This window comes from Chitinophagaceae bacterium, assembly GCA_016717285.1.
Classification (GTDB): domain Bacteria; phylum Bacteroidota; class Bacteroidia; order Chitinophagales; family UBA10324; genus JACCZZ01.
In genome coordinates this window covers 628,618-645,787 of sequence record JADKFU010000001.1, presented here as the reverse complement: position 1 = coordinate 645,787, position 17,170 = coordinate 628,618, and the positions used below count along the sequence as shown (strand labels likewise).

Here is a 17,170-nt window from a genome sequence, read left to right as displayed (position 1 = left end):
ATAAGAATGTCGAAGAAAGCAAATCTTTAACTGATAAAAATGTATTTTTAGTAACTCAACCATTTAAACCATGAAGCGGATTACTCTTTCATTCATCTCTTGCCTGTTGGTTATATGTGTATTTACGCAGCCTTCAATAGCTCAGCACCTTCGCGCTTCCATGCAAAACAGCGGATTCCTATCGCTGCAGACAGATACTCCTTATGCAGAAACTTATCTTTCCATTCCCGGTAAATCATTGCAGTATAAAAAAAATAACCACGGTAAATATGAAGGTGCTGTAGAAGTTACACTTCTCTACCTGCGCGATAGCAATCAGGTTGCAGCTTATGATAAGTATCTGTTGCGCAGTCCGGAAATTAATGATACCGTGAACATCACTTTCAACATGCTGGATTTGAGAAGGGTAACACTGCCTGACGGTGTATATGACGTGCAAATGGAAGTAAAGGATGCCAACCTGAAAGAAGAATCACTTCATCTTGCTCAGGCGCTGAATCTGAATTTCAGGCGGGATTCAATCGACTTCTCCAACATAGAACTTGTTGACAGCTATTCACCAACTGTTACCCAAAATGTATTTTCGAAAAATGGCTATGACATCAAGCCATATGTATTTAATTATTATCCCACCTCCATCAATAAAATTTCATTTTACAATGAAATTTACAACCTCGACAAGGTGGTGGGTAACGAAGATGTCATAATTACCTATGCCGTAAAACACTCCCAAAAAGACCAGGTAGCGAATGATTTGTTTCGTTTTTCAAAACAGAAAGCAGCGGCCATTAATGTGGTATTCTCTGAATTTGATATTACTGACCTGCCTTCGGGAAACTATGTTGTGCAGTTGCAGGTAAAAAACAAAAAGAACGAATTGCTTGGACAACAAAGCGTTTTTTTCCAGCGCTCCAATAAAAATTCTACTGGCGAATTAACCAACATCGGCTTGCTCGATGTAAGCAAAACATTTGTAATTCATATTGCTCCCGATTCGCTGGTGTATTATATGAAATCACTTTCTCCGACAGCGGAAATGTATGAACGCGATTATATTGCCAGCATCATTCAAAAGAATGACCTCACACTGATGCAGCAGTTTTTTTATAATTTCTGGAAGAAAAGAAACGCAGATGATCCCGAAAAAGAATGGGGCGTCTACCGCAACCTGGTTGCTGTAGTGGAGTACAATTATAAAACTGCCATTTACCACGGTTTTGAAACAGACAGAGGAAGGGTGTTTTTACAATATGGTGCTCCCAATCATATGGAAGGATCGGATAGAGAGCCAGGAGCTTATCCGTACGAGATCTGGCAGTATTATAAGTTGTTGAGCAACCAGTCTAATATTCACTTTGTATTTTGCAATGCTGACCTTGTGTCGAATGATTATAAACTTATTCATTCGGAGGCATTGGGTGAATTGTATGATCCGCGATGGAGATTTAAAGTCTACAATACCTTTAAAGATGGCAACGGCTACAGGGATTTTGACATCGAAGGCTTCCGGGATACCTGGGGTAGTCAGGTGGATTATAATTATAACCGGTAAAAGCGATAGCGTCCTGGTCATTAATGGTTAGTTATTAGCTGCTCGTCATCAGTCATAGGCACCTTTGGCACATCAAATCACCGGCACATCTTTTTAGTCATTAGGTCATTTGCTACAGCTACAACTTTCTTCAACAACCAATACCTTTGCGCCAACTTATTTTGAATGCGTGATAATTGGTCGAGGACCGCGGTAGTGATCTTGTGTTGGAATGGAAGAAAATTCCTGGAGGAATTTATTCCTTCACTACTCCAATTTCAAAGTGCTGATTCAGATATTGTGGTAGCGGACAATGCTTCCACCGATGACTCTGTTTCCTTTCTCCTTAAAAATTATCCATCGGTTAAAATTATACGCCTGGAAAAAAATTATGGCTTTGCAGAAGGATACAACCAGGCCATCCGGAAAATTGATTCGGAATTTATTGTAATGGTGAATCAGGATGTTGCTGTAACTGAAAACTGGTTGCCTCCGCTAATTTCCATAATGGACAGCGATCATCATATTGGAGCTGTGCATCCACGCATTCATGCCCGGCTTCAACCTGAGCATTTTGAATATGCCGGAGCCGCGGGCGGATGGATTGACAAATACGGATACACCTTTTGCCGCGGAAGAGTTTTTGATGCAACTGAAAAAGATCACAATCAGTATGCGCACACCGCTGAAGTATTCTGGGCTTCAGGCGCATGCATGTTGGTGAGGAAAAAAGTATTTGAACAGTTGAACGGTCTCGATGGTGATTTCTTCGCGCACATGGAAGAGATTGATTTTTGCTGGAGGTTGAAGAATGCCGGCTATAAAATAATGTATTGTCCGGACAGTGTTATTTATCATCTTGGAGGCGGCAGTTTGCCACATGGCAATCCGTTTAAAACTTACCTGAACTTCCGCAATAATTTAGTGATGATTGCGAAGAATCTTCCGGAAAAAAGAAAACGAATACTACTTGCAAGAATATTAATGGATCAGCTTGCAGCCATTCGTTTTTTACTTTCGTTTCATTTCAGCGATTTTCTGGCTGTGCAGAAAGCTCACTTATATTTCATAACACACTTGCAGCAGATTAAAAAAAAGAGTACCGCTTCCATCCTGCAATTCTCAAAAATGAAAGGTGTTTACAACGGTTCGATTGTTTGGGATTATTTTGTGAGAAGGAAAAAACTATTCTCTGAAATTGTTCTGGAAACTAACGCAGAATAATTTATTCAACAATACTTTTTATAGCCATTTCATAGCCCTTTAATCCGAATCCCGCAATAACTCCTTTACACTTACCGGCGATCAACGACTTTTGACGAAACTCCTCTCTTGCATATGGATTGGAAATGTGCACTTCGATTACAGGTGAATGAATGGCCGCAATTGCATCAGCGATTGCAACAGAAGTGTGTGTATAGCCACCGGCATTCAGAATGATTCCGTCTGTTGAAAATCCAGCTTCCTGCAATTTATTGATAATCTCGCCCTCGATATTGCTTTGATAGTAAGCCAACGTATGTTCCGGAAATTTCTTCTTTAAGTCAGAAAAATAACTTTCAAATGTCTGACTTCCATAAATTTCAGGTTCACGTGTACCCAGCAAATTCAGATTCGGTCCGTTAATGATCAGCATCTTCATTGTGGAAAAGGTTATAGGTTTGTTTGGTGTGGATGTTGGAATTTTGTAAAGATAACAGGAGAATCAGGAAATAGGAATGACTAATGTCTAATGTCTAAATGACAAATGAGCGTTGAAGTAACTGACAAGTAACTAGTAACAACTAATACTAATGGACTGGCAAAGTACAATAAAAGGCTTCAAAGCATATTTGCAACTGGAACGGTCGTTGTCAGCCAATTCAGTGGCAGCTTATATACATGACGTAGGATTATTGCGTCGTTTCTTTGAGCTGAAACAGTTATCTGTTCCACCTGAAGAAGTAGTACTTGAACAGTTGCATGAATTTATTTTCTTCATCAATGAACTTGGAATGGGTGACCAATCACAGGCACGTATACTTTCCGGTATCAGGGCTTTTTACAAATACATGATGATGGAAGACCTGATAAAAAATGATCCAACGCTATTACTTGAAGGCCCAAAATTAAAACGTAAGCTCCCTGATGTTTTACACCTTGAAGAAATAAATCAACTGCTTGCAGCTATTGATCACAGCAGAGCAGATGGCATCCGCAACAGAGCTATCCTCGAAGCATTGTATGGATGTGGCTTACGCGTAACAGAGTTGGTAGACCTTAAAATTTCCAACCTTTATTTTGATGTCGGCTTTATAAAAGTAATTGGCAAAGGAAATAAAGAACGTTTGATTCCGATTGGAGAAGAAGCCATCAAACACATCAACTTTTACCGTGATGGAGTTCGCAGTCACCTCGCTATTAAACAGGGTTTCGAAGATTTTCTGTTTTTAAACCGCAACGGTAAAAAACTGACACGTGTGTATGTTTTTGTGATGATAAAAGCACTGGCTGAAAAAATCGGTCTGAAAAAATCTATCAGCCCGCATACCTTCAGACATTCTTTTGCCACACACCTTGTTGAAGGTGGTGCTGACCTTCGTGCTGTACAGGAAATGCTTGGTCATGAATCAATCACTACTACAGAAATTTATACGCACCTCGACCGTGATTATCTCAGGGAGACCTTGTTACAATTTCATCCGAGATACAAATAGCTTTTCAGTTATAGGTGGAAGTCAACTATGTAAGCGTTTATAAAAAGCAACCATAATCAGTCGCGCATCAATAAATTTTCCGGCAGCTGCTTTCTTACACAGTGAATATGCCCCGGCAAACCATTACTTTTTATAATACTTCATCGCTTCCGGCAAAAACTTCTTAATGGCATCAATACGAGTTTGATCGCTTGGATGCGTGCTCATGAATTCAGGAACTGCTGATCCTGCTGACAATGCTTTCATTCGTTCCCACAACCCCACGGCTTCGTTAGGATCATAACCGGCGATAGCCATCAATACCAACCCAATCTTGTCTGCCTCAGATTCTTGCATTCTGGAGAAAGGAAGCACTGCTCCGTATTGCGTACCATATCCATAAGCTGCCTGGTAGATTTGTTGCGTCTCTGCAGGTTTCTGGGAGATAAAGGCGCCAAGTCCGATGCCACCTGCCTGTATGGCTAACTGTTCGGTCATTCGCTCATTTCCATGTTGTGCAATGGCATGACCTACTTCATGTCCCATGACTACAGCCAGTCCGGCTTCTGTTTTGGATACAGGAAGCAGACCGGAATAAACTGCAATTTTTCCACCAGGCAAACACCAGGCATTCACTTCTTTACTGTCCAGTAAATGGTATTCCCATGCATAACCCTTCAGCCGGTCCGACTGATTGTTTTGCTTCATCAACTCAACAGCAGCATCAGCTATTTTTTTGCCAACTGCATTCACCATGTTAGCATCGGAAGTTCCGTTGATGACCTTACTTTGCTGCAAAGCTTCCCCATACTGGGTGATGGACATCGAAATCAATTCTGATTCAGGAATTACGTGCACTTGCTTCCTGCCCGTTACCGGCACTTTCTGACAGGAAAAAATCAGTACTGACATCACCAACCATGCGATGTTTAATTTATGTTTCATGATTAATAGTTTAGTTCTTTTCAAAAATAATTTTACTCTCCTCTCCCTTCAGCAGCCGTTGAATATTTTTTCTGTGGGTGTAGATTATTATACATGGAATAAAGACTGAAAATAAAATTATCGGCCATTGTGTGATTTGATTATAAAAAATAATAACAATTGGAAAAACAACAGACGCAATTATAGACCCAAGTGAAACATACCGCGTTGTTAAAAACACCACCAGAAATACTGCAACACAAACCAAAGCGGCTACGGGAAAAACAGAAAGGCCAGCTCCAAATAAAGTCGCCACTCCTTTTCCGCCTTTAAAATTCAGGTAGACAGGAAAAATATGTCCTATCGCGGCAGTAATTCCCAATCCCAATTCGTAATAAATAAAGTTATCAGATTCAAAATGCAGGTTTCCCAGATAATAAGCAAGCGAAACAGCAATCGATCCTTTTACGATATCAAGAAACAAAACGATGATGCCAGCCTGTGTGCCCAATACCCGAAATGTATTGGTAGCCCCTGCGTTCCCACTTCCATACTTTCTTACGTCCTTATGATAAAACAACATTCCCGTCCATACTGAAAAAGGAATGGCTCCTATCAGATAAGCCAGTATAAATGCAACAATTATTTCGTAGTTCAATTATTGATTTTTTGATTTTCAACACTAACCAAATTGGGAGCGGATTTTCTAACCTGAATTGACGCATCACTTATGGAACGTTCTTACTGTTCTCCTGCTAAAAATTTCATCCGGTTTACAAATGTATTTTTTTTGTTCTCTGAGCCCGGATTGTATTGATAACTCTTACCATCTTTTGTCTCACTCCTGCGTTTATCAGGATTAATTTTTACCAACTCTTCATTAAACGATTGCTCGCCGGCTACAATCTGCATATTGCCGGCTGCGTAATAAAAATAATACCAAAAGTCTTCATCCCCGGCAGGTATGTATAGATTCATATAGTCACCGCTGCGTTTGAAACCAAGCTCAATGTAACCTGATACTACGCGGGCCATAGATTTATCGTCGATAAATGCAATGCTGAATGGTTTCACATTGTAGAAAGCCTTGCTCGTTTTATCCCATTTCAATTCTACATTCGAAAGGAATATGGTAAATGGTAAAGCATCACTGCGAACTATATTTCCGGAAGCATTAAAAGCATCATTAAATGCTTTTTCCTTTTTAGGATCTATAAATTCCGGCAACGCCTTCTGAAAAGACTCGGTTCCGTAATCTGCATCGGGCTCATCGTAATTGCCTTGCAGAATTGATTTGGTCATTAGCGCCAGCAGTTCCTTATCAATATCGAAATGAATTCCGAGTGCCACATTAAAAACGGGATTATTTTTATTTACATCTGTAGTAATCTCCCCGGCACTCATTACATCCACCATTCCGAAGTTAAACCCCAGGTTCATTTTGCCTTCTGCTTTCACCTTTCCTGTTGCATCATTATACCGCAGCACATTTCCACGGGTTGCTTCATTCAGAATTTTATCGGGATCTCCGGCGACGAATTCTTTTGCTTTCTCATCATAAAAAACAATGCCGTTGGCCACAAACAAATTTTTATCCCTGGAACTTTTCTTCGCATTAAAAAAGGAAGTATACAGATCTGAGGAATCCGCATCGAATACCATTCCCGCCGTCATCGGCTTATGCGATTCATTTTCAGGGTCTGTATATTTTACATATGCAGAATCCTTATTCATATAATCATCAATGGAAAACCATTCAGCTTTTACTTTTGGATTGCTGATATCCAGCTTTGCAAACCCATCAAACTGCACGCGTTCATCGTTAGATTTGATGTTTACTTTTCCTTTGTAAAACACTTTGGGTATTAAAGTAAAACGCTGAGCTGTATCCACGACTCCTTTTGCATACACATGATAATTTACTTTTGTTGAATCTGTGAATACGCCGATATCATCCATTTTAACTTTCTGACCTTTACCTGTTTTATTCACATATGAATAAATTCCGGAGGCCTTCAGGCTATTCCTCCCGTAAATATTTGCTGATACACTGTCGAACTTATGGTATTCATCCACTGAGTCCATCACAATCTTCGCGCGGTTGAGTGTCCGCATTCTTGCTTCAGCTTCAATCACCACTTTACCGCTATCGGGAAATATATGCGCATCTGCTACAGCGATATAGGGTACCTTATTGATCTTCAGAATATAATTCTGCATGTCGTAGGTGGCCGTTCCTCCGCTAAAAGTCAGCGAGTCCTGGTCAGGTTGAATGGAAGTAAACTCAGCTACCGTGCCGGCAGGCGCAGCAAAAGTCATTTTCTTCTTATCCATTTCCCATTTAAACTCATTGATGGAAGTGCGGTATTGATTGTACGGAAATAATGTAGAAATATCATCAGTGTTCGATTTGAATACACCCATCCGTTTGTCAAAATCTATAGTAGCGCTCACATCGCTTGTTTTCAGCGCGAATTTTTTAGGGTCAAGCGATTTGATGGTAAAATCTGCTGAGTCTGCTTTCATCTTGTTCTTCCCGAAATCAATATCCCGCGCTGAAAGTGTTGCGTCGTTCCAATCCACATTTCCGCTTCCCGAAAGGCCTGACGATTGCAAAACCAATGCGCCGCGAAGTGTAGTTTTTCCATCAAAAATTCTAAAAGGCACGGTATCCATTTTTACCACCATCGAATCGTTGTATGGAATCCAATGAATGAAATCCTTCCTTCCATCAACATTCGGATATTCAATACCATTCAATACAGTTGAGCTGATCGTGAATGAATCCGATTTTGCATTCAGAGAATCCGGATAAAAAATAATATCCCTGGAAGTGCTAATCGAGGCAAGAAATTTTATAGTTCCTTTTCCACGTAACCCTGTATTATCAAGCGATATCTGATTGGTATAACCGCCTTTGCCGCCGTATAAAGCAATATCTGTCTTCTTTGTTTTGAATCCAAGTGAAAGATCCTGTTGAATGCCAATACGATCATTCATGTCAGGAAAGATGCCGCCTGAAACCAATTTGCCATCAAACCCAACGGACAGCGTTTTAAATTTATTGAGTGAATCAAATACAAATGGATTCAGTTGGAAATAAAATTTGTCACGATCGTAAACGCCTCCAAGGGTTCTCGGATGATCATAGTATACGAATGAAGGTGCAGTGGTAGTGAGAATCGGATATTGCTTGTTTCGTGCACGCCCTGACCGGTTATTTTTTGCATCTATCTGAAGGTTACCGGTTACAGCTTCAATAATACTTTTGATAGGGCCCAATGTAGGTTGTCCGTGCTCGTCGGTCTTTCCGGTCGGAATATTGATCAGGACTGAATCAACAGTGGAAAGCTCGATCTTAAAATCATCGTAATCAAAACCAAAACCATCGCCTGACATATCTAACCTTCCGGCAAACATGGTTCCGCTGAAATCCATATCGCGGTTTTGCTTTACGGTTACATTCTTTTCTCTTGGAAAAACCACTACAAAATTTGAATCACTTAAAGCGATATCCCGAACGCCACGTAAATCCATGTCCATGCTGCGCATATCAATTTCAGCATTTACACTATCGGTTTTAGAATCAATTCTGATATTGTCGTAATCAGTTTTATTCTTTTTTGCGTCTACGTAGTGAAATGTTTTATACTTAATAGTTACCAATTCTTTTTGATCATCGTAATCAACAAAACCATCTTCCACTAATTTGTAAAGAATACCTTTTATGGTTTGCGCAGCATATTTAGGTCCTAATTTCTTCGCCAGGTCTTCTGTTGTAAATTCCTTTTGCCCGGTAGTTTCAACAATTGTTCTGAGCTTTTCAATAATATTATAATCCGCGATATTCTGGAATTTCTCCATTTTGCCCAATGAGTAATAATCGAACGATTCCAGCACGACCTCGCTTTCACCTGATTGTGAAATGTTGCGCAGATAAAGCGTTGGTTCATTCATGTCCCAAAAGATCACGTCCGGTGAAATTTCAAGACTGTGGTAATAATCGTAGAAAGCAGATTTTTCGATGCCGTTTTTTCCGCGAAACAAATACAACTCCCGTTTCTCACTATTGTATCTCAGGGTAACACCACCATGAAGAATCGAATCTTTTCCCAGCAATAATTTGACTTCTGCCTGCGAAGCATTGATTTCCTTTTCTTTGTTTATTTCAAAATTCACCGACTTCGCCACCACACCTAATAACTTGTCGTACCTGAATATTTTAATCATGGCCTTTTGATCAGCAGTTCCATTCGCATTCAGCTTTGCGCCCTGAAGTGTAATCCCGCCATAAAGTTTTACATGCGGGGCTATATTGTCGAACAACAAATCTTTACGGTATGATTCAAACCTCGGATAAGTGGTGGTTTCAGGATCAGTAAAAGACAACAGTCTGTCAGAAAACTTGCCGGTTATATTTTTTTTGTCGTATGCCTCATAAAACAAACGGGCAGAGTCGGCACTGTAATCCGATTGACGGCAATCGATGGTATAATTTTTAAAGGTTGCATAAACCTCATCGGCTCCAAAACCCACACGCGTCCAGTCAGCCCTTCCTTTATTTCCCTGCCATTTGCTTTCCATCGGAAAATAACTTCCACCTGTTCCTTCAATACGTAAAGAATCTTTCGAAGTGATTCCAATAATCGTACAATCATCCACTTTCAGCACAGGGTTATCATTCTCCATCACCAGCTCAAATGCATCTGTGTCGAGTTTCCAGGTTCGGCCCTCCGAAATGTACAATGCATGCCTGGAAAAAAGTGCGTAAGAAAAATCAAGGTATTGCTCATACTTTTTAAAACTTCCCTGGCGCTGACCGTTTATCACCGCAATGGTGACTTCTTTCCAGGAATCAAAAAAATCGTCACTCTGACTGCTTTGTCTGAAAGAAACAACCGCATTAAAGAACTTTTGGAAATATGGAGTCACCAGCATTTTTTTCTCCTTCATAATATTGGCCAACTCAATAATATCAGACTGTTGAGATCTTGAAAACTTCGGCCAGGTGTCTTGTAATTCCCTGGCGGTTTGCTGGCAATCGTCACGCTTTGTATCTGTGAGCAATTGTGTTGCTTCCTTCAGGAATACGGTGGGATCATTTGAAAAACTGTTGGATGTTTGCGCAAAAACATTCGTAATCAGCAATAAAAAAAATGATATAAGAAAGACAATCCGCTGCATTGTAGGGGTTACATTTTAGGAAAGCAACGAAATTAGGTAATAATAATTTTCATCGGAATGTACCATGGAACATAGTATCCACACACATGCAACGAGTGCACTAAATAAAATTCAAAGCAAGAGCGATCCAGTCGTCCTGTGTAAGTTGGTCCACCACTTTAAAACCGGCATTATGTGCTTCGGCAATCACTTGCAGTTCATCATTCTTCAAAAATCCACTAATCAGTAATCTACCATGCTTGTTGAGCGTGGCGGCAAACTGACTCATAGTATTTACAATAATTGAACGGTTGATATTTGCCAGAATAAGATCGAATTCCTGGTGCTTAAAGCAGGAAGCATCACCCAATAGCGCCGTTGCAGTAACAACATGGTTCAACTGAAAATTTTCTATTGCATTGCGATACGCCCACTCTTCATGATCAATGGAAAGTATGGTGTTTGCATTCAGCTTTGCGGCAAGAATAGAAAGAATGCCGGTACCACTTCCGAAGTCAAGAACCCTTTTCTGAGAAATATTTTCTTTCAGCATTAACCGCATCATCATTTCTGTAGTAGCGTGATGACCGGTGCCGAAAGACATTTTCGGATCAATAACAAGGTCATATTTAACTTCCGGAAACGAAGGATGAAAAGAAGCACGAACAGCTATTTCTGATCCAATAACGATAGGATTAAAACTCTTTTCCCATAATTCATTCCAGTTCTTATTCTCTACTATTGATTTGGAAAATGAAAAACCGTAGGCTTCCTGATAAGGCGTTATTGCCTGAATAAATGCTGATTCACTAAAACTACTTGTGGAAATATAAGCGTCCATCGCGTTTTCTCTTTCTTCATATCCTTCAAAACCAATGTCGTCAAGCGCCGCGATTATTAGCTCTTGCTGCCAGGATTCTTTTATCTGAAAGGTGAAGGAATAATAATCCACTTAGGAAGTAAGGACTCTGTTTAGAATAACTGTTGCTATCGGATGAACGAAGCTAAACACTCTTAATAATTCCCACGAAGTCAGCCGCAATTAACGACGCACCACCAATAAGTCCTCCATCCACATCAGGTTGTGTCATCAATCCTTTGGCATTGGACGGTTTCATGCTGCCGCCATATTGAATGGTAAGATTGTTTGCAGTTTCCTCATCGTACTGTTTACGGATCAGGCCGCGGATAAAAGCGTGCATTTCCTGCGCCTGCTCGTCACTCGCTACTTTTCCTGTTCCAATGGCCCAGACAGGTTCATAGGCAATCACTACACTTGCAAAATTTTCTTTGGTGAGATGAAAAAGCCCTTCCCTGATTTGTTGTTCAACCAATGTAAAATGCGCATTGGCTTCGCGAATCTCAAGCGGTTCTCCACAGCAATAAATTACCTGCATGCCTTCTCCGATTATTGCCGTTGCTTTCTTTGCAAGCTGTTCGTTTGTTTCCTTGAAATAGAGGCGTCTTTCAGAATGCCCAATGATAACGTAGGTAGCTCCTGTGGCTTTGATCATTGCCGGCGACACTTCGCCGGTAAATGCGCCTGATTTTTCCCAATGGCAATTCTGCGCTGCAACAAACACATTTTTATTTTCCTTAACCAGGGACGCTACACGTTCGAGAGACACAAAAGGTGGACAAAATATAACTACTGTTTCACCAATTGTTTCACCGGAGAGCAAGTGCAGTGTTTCTTCCACCAGTTGAGTGCTTTCTACAGGCGACTTGTTCATCTTCCAGTTTCCGGCAATTATATTTTTTCGCATCGATTCAGTTTTTATTTTTTTATACGGGCAAAAATCAATCAGCATTTTTTGCTGATTAATTCGGATCATCTTTTTGGCAGCTTGTAAATATGTTGCAGTATTTCCACATCTATATCGGTAAGTTGCTGATCTCTTCGCTTCATCACCAATTCAGCCACTTTAAGTGCTTTCTCCAATTTATAATCGGTAATGCCAGCGTGACCTCCCCAACTGAATGATGGTATGAAATTTCTAGGAAATCCGTCTCCAAAAAGATTGGCAAATACCCCTACAACAGTACCGGTATTAAACATAGTGTTGATACCACATTTTGAATGATCACCCATCATCACACCACAAAACTGCAACCCTGTATCTGCAAATTTCTGCTGCGGATAATTCCAGAGCTTAACATTACTGTAATCATTTTTCAGGTTTGAATTATTGGTATCAGCGCCCAGGTTGCACCACTCACCAATAACAGCGTTTCCAAGATAACCGTCGTGTGCCTTGTTAGAATTGCCAAACATTACTACATTATTTATTTCACCGCCCACTTTGCAAAAAGGTCCGATAGTGGTGGGGTAATAGATCTTACTGCCCATCTTAACCACACTTCCCTCACCCAAAGAAAATGGGCCGCGGATCATCGCACCTTCCATCACTTCAGCATTTTTACCGATGTAAATTGGTCCATTGGATGCATTCAAATAAGCATATTCAACATTGGCACCTTCTTCAATAAATATAGCATCACGGTGGCTGATATTATTTGATTCAGAAACAGTAACTGAACGACGTTGCCGTGTAATTAATTTAAAATCATCCCGCAATGCCTCTCCGTTCATCGAAAAGATATCTGTAAGTTTTCGAACGGAACGGATGGAGGAAGCCGGTGAAATTACTCTGCATTGCTGAATAATTGTATTGGAGTTGAGTATGCCATTCTCTATAGAAAAATCAGCTACGCAACAGGCAACGACTATCTCATTTTCAACTATTGCTTCATTCAATTGAAGTGAAACTACCTGCGCTACCAATCGTGGATCAGGCAAAACTGATCCATTGATAAGCCAATTAACTTCCTGCTTCTTCAGTGGATACTTCTTACTGAGATATTCCTGTGTAAGATAGCTTGGCTTCAGGTTCAGTGAGTACTCCCACTTCCCGGTTATGGTGAGTATACCCATCCGGATTTCACACACAGGCCTTGTAAAAGTGAAAGGCAGCAGTTGATCTCTGCATTCATCATCGAAAAGAATGAAATTTTTTTCTTGCATCTGCCGAAATTAAAAAGCCCTACTACTGCAGGGCTTTTATCTTGAAAGCAAATCGGATTAACTCTTCTTCGCGTATTTCTTTTTAAACTTATCGATACGACCGGCAGTGTCAATAAACTTCATCTTACCAGTGTAGTAAGGGTGTGACGTGTTGGAAATTTCAAGCTTAATCAACGGATATTCCTTTCCATCGTCCATGGTTATCACCTCCTTGGTAGATGCAGATGACCTTGAAATGAATGAAGTGTTGTTCGACATGTCTTTGAAAACTACGAATCGGTAATTTTCCGGGTGAATACCTTTTTTCATTGAATGAATGGAGCTTTTTGGGAGCACAAAGATATAGAAAAACTATTGAGATTGCCAAATGGGGCTGAAATGAAGTTGTGAATAGATAAATTGTTGATTTACAGGTGTAAAAACCTATTTTTGAAAAAACACCCACCCATGCTCTGGAGAAAATTCAACGGTGAAAAAATCAATATGCCGATAAAAAAAGCAGTTGAACAAGCAATTCGCTACGAGTCGAATCAAGGTAATAAGCTTAAAGTATGCATCGGTACCGATTCGCAGGTGCGTGGTAAGGTGACTGAATTTGCCACAGTCATTGTGTTTTTACGCGAAAAAAAAGGCGGTTTCATGTTCATCAACAATGAAAAGACCACTCACAAACTTACTATCAAGGAACGTATGCTTGATGAGGTTTCAAGATCGGTTCAAACCGCTTATGGACTTTGTGATTTGCTTGATGCCTATGATGTAGATCTTGAAGTGCATGCAGACATCAATACCAATCCGAACTTTCAATCAAATACTGCATTGAAAGAAGCCATGGGCTATATTCTGGGGATGGGATTCGCTTTTAAGGCGAAGCCGGAAGCATTTGCGAGTTCGAGTTGCGCGAATAAAGTAGTGTGAAAGCCGGAAGTCCTTAGTCGTTAGTTGATAGATTCTTCCTTCTTAAGAATGACAATTGTACTGCTCATTATTCACCACTCACGAATAGCGGTTAGTTAAAAAAGAAGCAGGCGACGGAGAAGTTTCTCTGGTCGCCTGTTTCATTTGGGGTTTTACAACGTTGAACAAAACCCTGGGTGTGTGAAAGCACCCATCTCTTTTATTATGTTTTGAATAAAATTGTTTCGGATGCTGTTATTTTTTTTGATGATTTAAATATACAACATCAGAAAAGCGATGTCAAGTTTTTGAGCATTTATTTTTCAAAATTATTCCAATCATCTATACAGCTTTTTGAGTGGCCGCTGCTGCAATAAATGACAGCACTTCTTCTTTGCCGGCTTTTGTAACAATAGAAGAAATAAAGGTCGGAGGAAGTGTAGACCAAAAAGGCTTGATGGCTTCATGAAACTTACTTACATGCTGACTCACCATTGATTTTCCCACCTTATCAGACTTGGTGAAAATAATAGCAAAGGGAATACGCCACTGCCCAAGTTGATTTACAAAGTCTACATCAGACTGTTGCGGATTAAGGCGCGCATCTACTAAAATAAAAACGCATTGTAAAGTCTTGCGCTGTTGCAAATACCTGCTGATCATATCGCTCCATTGATAACGCATGCTTCGTGAAACCTTTGCATAACCGTAACCGGGAAGATCTACAAAATAAAATTTTTGATTGATAAGAAAAAAATTCAGCGTTTGTGTTTTCCCCGGCGCCCGCGATACTTTCACGAGGTCCTTCCTGTTCACCAGCATATTGATGAGTGACGATTTTCCTACATTGGATCTGCCGATAAAAGCAAACTCCGTCAAAGATGTCTTCGGACAATCTTTTTCTGAAACAAAACTCCCCACAAAAGTTGCCGACTGTAACAACATCATCCAATCAATACTTTTTAAAATGCATTATTTGCAAAGAAACAGAAAGAAAACGTGCAATGTTACTGTTTACTTAACTTTGGTGCCGTTATGAAACAACAAGTGGTACCCTATGAAGAACTGAATCTGTCGAAAAAAGAACAGGTGACCATGATGTTTGACAGAATTGCCTTCCGGTACGATCTGATGAACAGACTGCTTTCATTTGGTATTGATGTGGGCTGGAGAAAACGAATGTTAAAAATTCTAAAACCGGTACAACCAAAAATGATCCTGGATGTAGCAACCGGGACAGCAGATGTTGCTATACAATTGGCGTCCCTTCATCCTGAACACATCACAGGAATTGATATCTCAGTGGAAATGCTCAGTAAAGGGCAAGTGAAGCTGAAGGAGAAAAGCCTGGAATCTCTTATCACCTTGCAACAAGCCGATGCTGAGAATCTTCCCTTCGCAGATAATAAATTTGATGCAATCACCGTTGCATTCGGCGTCAGAAATTTTGAGCACCTTGAAAAGGGATTACAGGAATTGAACAGGGTTTTGAAAAGTAACGGAACATTGATTGTGTTAGAGTTTTCAAAACCAAAACTATTTCCATTCAAGCAATTGTTTCATCTTTATTTCACATACATCTGCCCGATTCTTGGTCAATGGATCACCAATGATAAAATGGCCTATACTTACCTTCACCGGTCAGTGGCCGCATTTCCAGACGGAAAAGATTTTACCCAATTACTGAATAAAAACGGATTCGTATCAACTCAATGCACACCGCTCACTTTCGGAATCAGTTCCATCTATACCGCAAAGAAGCAATAGTTCTGCTGCTGATGGTATTGTTGTGCCGGCATTCATTTGCACAGGTCAATATTTACACTGACGACCAGGTGTATGACAGGAGGTTATTTCATTTTGGTATCTCCCTGGGTTTGAACAGGTCTAATTACAAGATTATCCTGGACTCCAACTACATTCATCAAAATGAAATTCTGGATGTACATGGCACGAGTAATCCTGGCTTTGCTTTAGGTATTCTTTCCGATCTTCACCTTTCAAGATCATTTGAACTACGATTCATCCCTGACCTGGCTTTTGCCGACAGAAGTATTCAATATTCCATGAGTACGACCGATACAATTCCCATTAAAAAAATCGAATCCGTTTACCTGGAGTTTCCTGTGCATCTGAAATACAGGTCGAGACCTTATAAAGATTTCCGGATGTATGTGTTAGGCGGATTCAAATACAGTATGGATATGCAGTCGAATGCTTCTGCACGGCTGGCAGAAAATTTAATAAAAGTATACAGGAATGATATCGCTCTTGAATATGGAATGGGTATGGAGTTTCATCTTCCATTGGTGATTATTTCTCCGGAGGTAAAAATATCCTATGGTCTTTTTAATATCCTGAAGCCGGATGACAACCTGATTTTTTCAAGCGTATTAGAAAAGCTAAGGGCACGTACGATTATGTTTACGCTGCATTTTGAGGGGTAAATTCGTGACTTGAAAGTCGCGGTACATCAACCTCCTATTTCCCCAATCTTATTTTTTTCGTATCCAGAGATTCGCGCACATCGAAAGGAAATGTTTTGTGAAAAATAAATTTTTTCACTGTTATGCTTCCATTCAGGTGAACGGGAATAGTAGCACCGGAAGTGAACAGGCTGATTCCGGCAGGGAGAAATTGAGATAGTTGCACGATAGATGTATTGATCTTCATAGGAACAGTGAATTCAGATTGTGCGCCCGCATGAGACACATCTGCCAATTGCGCGTCAGCCAACTTAACTCCATTCATTTCAAATCCTACACTGAAGTCCTTCAGTTTTGCGCCAACAGTATTTGGATTATAAAGTGAAAGATCAAATGTTAATTGAGGTGCGCTGCCAAGATTTGAAACATTGAAATTATCCAGGGAACGATACTCCAGTGGCTTGAGGGTTGAACACGAAGTGAGCGCAATAATCAGCAGCGAAAGAAGATAATAGTATTTCATCATAGT

At 40.2% G+C, this 17,170-nt stretch carries 16 protein-coding genes; 6 read left to right on the top strand and 10 right to left on the bottom strand.

The features are described 5' to 3' along the window. The first annotated feature begins 70 nt into the window (after nt 1-70). The gene (locus IPO83_02715; GenBank protein MBK9730193.1) at nt 71-1,552 is read left to right on the top strand and encodes a GWxTD domain-containing protein; all 1,482 of its coding nucleotides are present in this window, start codon (nt 71-73) and stop codon (nt 1,550-1,552) included. Nucleotides 1,553-1,717: 165 nt separating this feature from the next. After that, a complete protein-coding gene (locus tag IPO83_02710) occupies nt 1,718-2,755 on the top strand; it encodes a glycosyltransferase family 2 protein (GenBank protein MBK9730192.1) in 1,038 nt (345 codons plus the stop codon). Between the two features lies 1 nt (nt 2,756). Here the strand turns inward: IPO83_02710 and aroQ are convergent, their stop codons facing one another. Further along, nucleotides 2,757-3,173, bottom strand: coding sequence for a type II 3-dehydroquinate dehydratase (gene aroQ, locus IPO83_02705; GenBank protein ID MBK9730191.1), 417 nt, complete (start codon nt 3,171-3,173; stop codon nt 2,757-2,759). A 151-nt stretch (nt 3,174-3,324) separates the two neighbouring features. Between aroQ and IPO83_02700 the strand changes: the two genes are divergently transcribed. Next, nucleotides 3,325-4,227, top strand: a complete 903-nt coding sequence (locus IPO83_02700) for a tyrosine recombinase XerD (protein MBK9730190.1) — start codon at nt 3,325-3,327, stop codon at nt 4,225-4,227. Between the two features lie 123 nt (nt 4,228-4,350). Here IPO83_02700 and IPO83_02695 read toward each other — a convergent pair whose 3' ends face one another. The 7 genes from IPO83_02695 to IPO83_02665 all read right to left on the bottom strand — a co-directional run bounded on the left by IPO83_02695 (nt 4,351) and on the right by IPO83_02665 (nt 13,627). Then, on the bottom strand, nt 4,351-5,151 hold the full coding sequence (locus IPO83_02695; protein ID MBK9730189.1) for a M48 family metallopeptidase: 801 nt from the start codon (nt 5,149-5,151) through the stop codon (nt 4,351-4,353). A 10-nt stretch (nt 5,152-5,161) separates the two neighbouring features. Continuing rightward, complete coding sequence (gene plsY, locus IPO83_02690; GenBank protein ID MBK9730188.1) at nt 5,162-5,788, bottom strand: glycerol-3-phosphate 1-O-acyltransferase PlsY; 627 nt, start codon at nt 5,786-5,788, stop codon at nt 5,162-5,164. Nucleotides 5,789-5,871: 83 nt separating this feature from the next. Continuing rightward, entirely contained in the window at nt 5,872-10,314 is a 4,443-nt protein-coding gene (locus tag IPO83_02685; protein MBK9730187.1) for a hypothetical protein, read from the bottom strand. 100 nt (nt 10,315-10,414) lie between these two features. Continuing rightward, nucleotides 10,415-11,245, bottom strand: coding sequence for a 50S ribosomal protein L11 methyltransferase (gene prmA / locus IPO83_02680; protein MBK9730186.1), 831 nt, complete (start codon nt 11,243-11,245; stop codon nt 10,415-10,417). 52 nt (nt 11,246-11,297) lie between these two features. Further along, the gene (locus IPO83_02675) at nt 11,298-12,059 is read right to left on the bottom strand and encodes a triose-phosphate isomerase (GenBank protein ID MBK9730185.1); all 762 of its coding nucleotides are present in this window, start codon (nt 12,057-12,059) and stop codon (nt 11,298-11,300) included. Nucleotides 12,060-12,124: 65 nt separating this feature from the next. Next, the gene (locus IPO83_02670; GenBank protein ID MBK9730184.1) at nt 12,125-13,318 is read right to left on the bottom strand and encodes a GlmU family protein; all 1,194 of its coding nucleotides are present in this window, start codon (nt 13,316-13,318) and stop codon (nt 12,125-12,127) included. Between the two features lie 57 nt (nt 13,319-13,375). Next, nucleotides 13,376-13,627: a type B 50S ribosomal protein L31 gene (locus IPO83_02665; protein MBK9730183.1), complete on the bottom strand. Its 252-nt coding sequence runs from the start codon at nt 13,625-13,627 to the stop codon at nt 13,376-13,378. 138 nt (nt 13,628-13,765) lie between these two features. Here IPO83_02665 and IPO83_02660 point away from each other — a divergent pair, with 138 nt between their 5' ends. Then, on the top strand, nt 13,766-14,236 hold the full coding sequence (locus tag IPO83_02660) for a hypothetical protein (protein ID MBK9730182.1): 471 nt from the start codon (nt 13,766-13,768) through the stop codon (nt 14,234-14,236). Nucleotides 14,237-14,557: 321 nt separating this feature from the next. On the opposite strand, the gene IPO83_02655 is transcribed toward IPO83_02660, so the two are convergent. Continuing rightward, nucleotides 14,558-15,160 carry a YihA family ribosome biogenesis GTP-binding protein gene (locus IPO83_02655; protein ID MBK9730181.1) on the bottom strand — a complete coding sequence of 201 codons (603 nt, stop codon included), beginning with the start codon at nt 15,158-15,160 and terminating at the stop codon, nt 14,558-14,560. A 90-nt stretch (nt 15,161-15,250) separates the two neighbouring features. On the opposite strand from IPO83_02655, the gene ubiE reads away from it, so the two are divergent. Next, nucleotides 15,251-15,982, top strand: coding sequence for a bifunctional demethylmenaquinone methyltransferase/2-methoxy-6-polyprenyl-1,4-benzoquinol methylase UbiE (gene ubiE / locus IPO83_02650; protein ID MBK9730180.1), 732 nt, complete (start codon nt 15,251-15,253; stop codon nt 15,980-15,982). 11 nt (nt 15,983-15,993) lie between these two features. Beyond that, entirely contained in the window at nt 15,994-16,662 is a 669-nt protein-coding gene (locus IPO83_02645) for a PorT family protein (protein ID MBK9730179.1), read from the top strand. 34 nt (nt 16,663-16,696) lie between these two features. On the opposite strand, the gene IPO83_02640 is transcribed toward IPO83_02645, so the two are convergent. Next, nucleotides 16,697-17,167 carry an LEA type 2 family protein gene (locus IPO83_02640; GenBank protein ID MBK9730178.1) on the bottom strand — a complete coding sequence of 157 codons (471 nt, stop codon included), beginning with the start codon at nt 17,165-17,167 and terminating at the stop codon, nt 16,697-16,699. Nucleotides 17,168-17,170 lie beyond the last annotated feature (3 nt).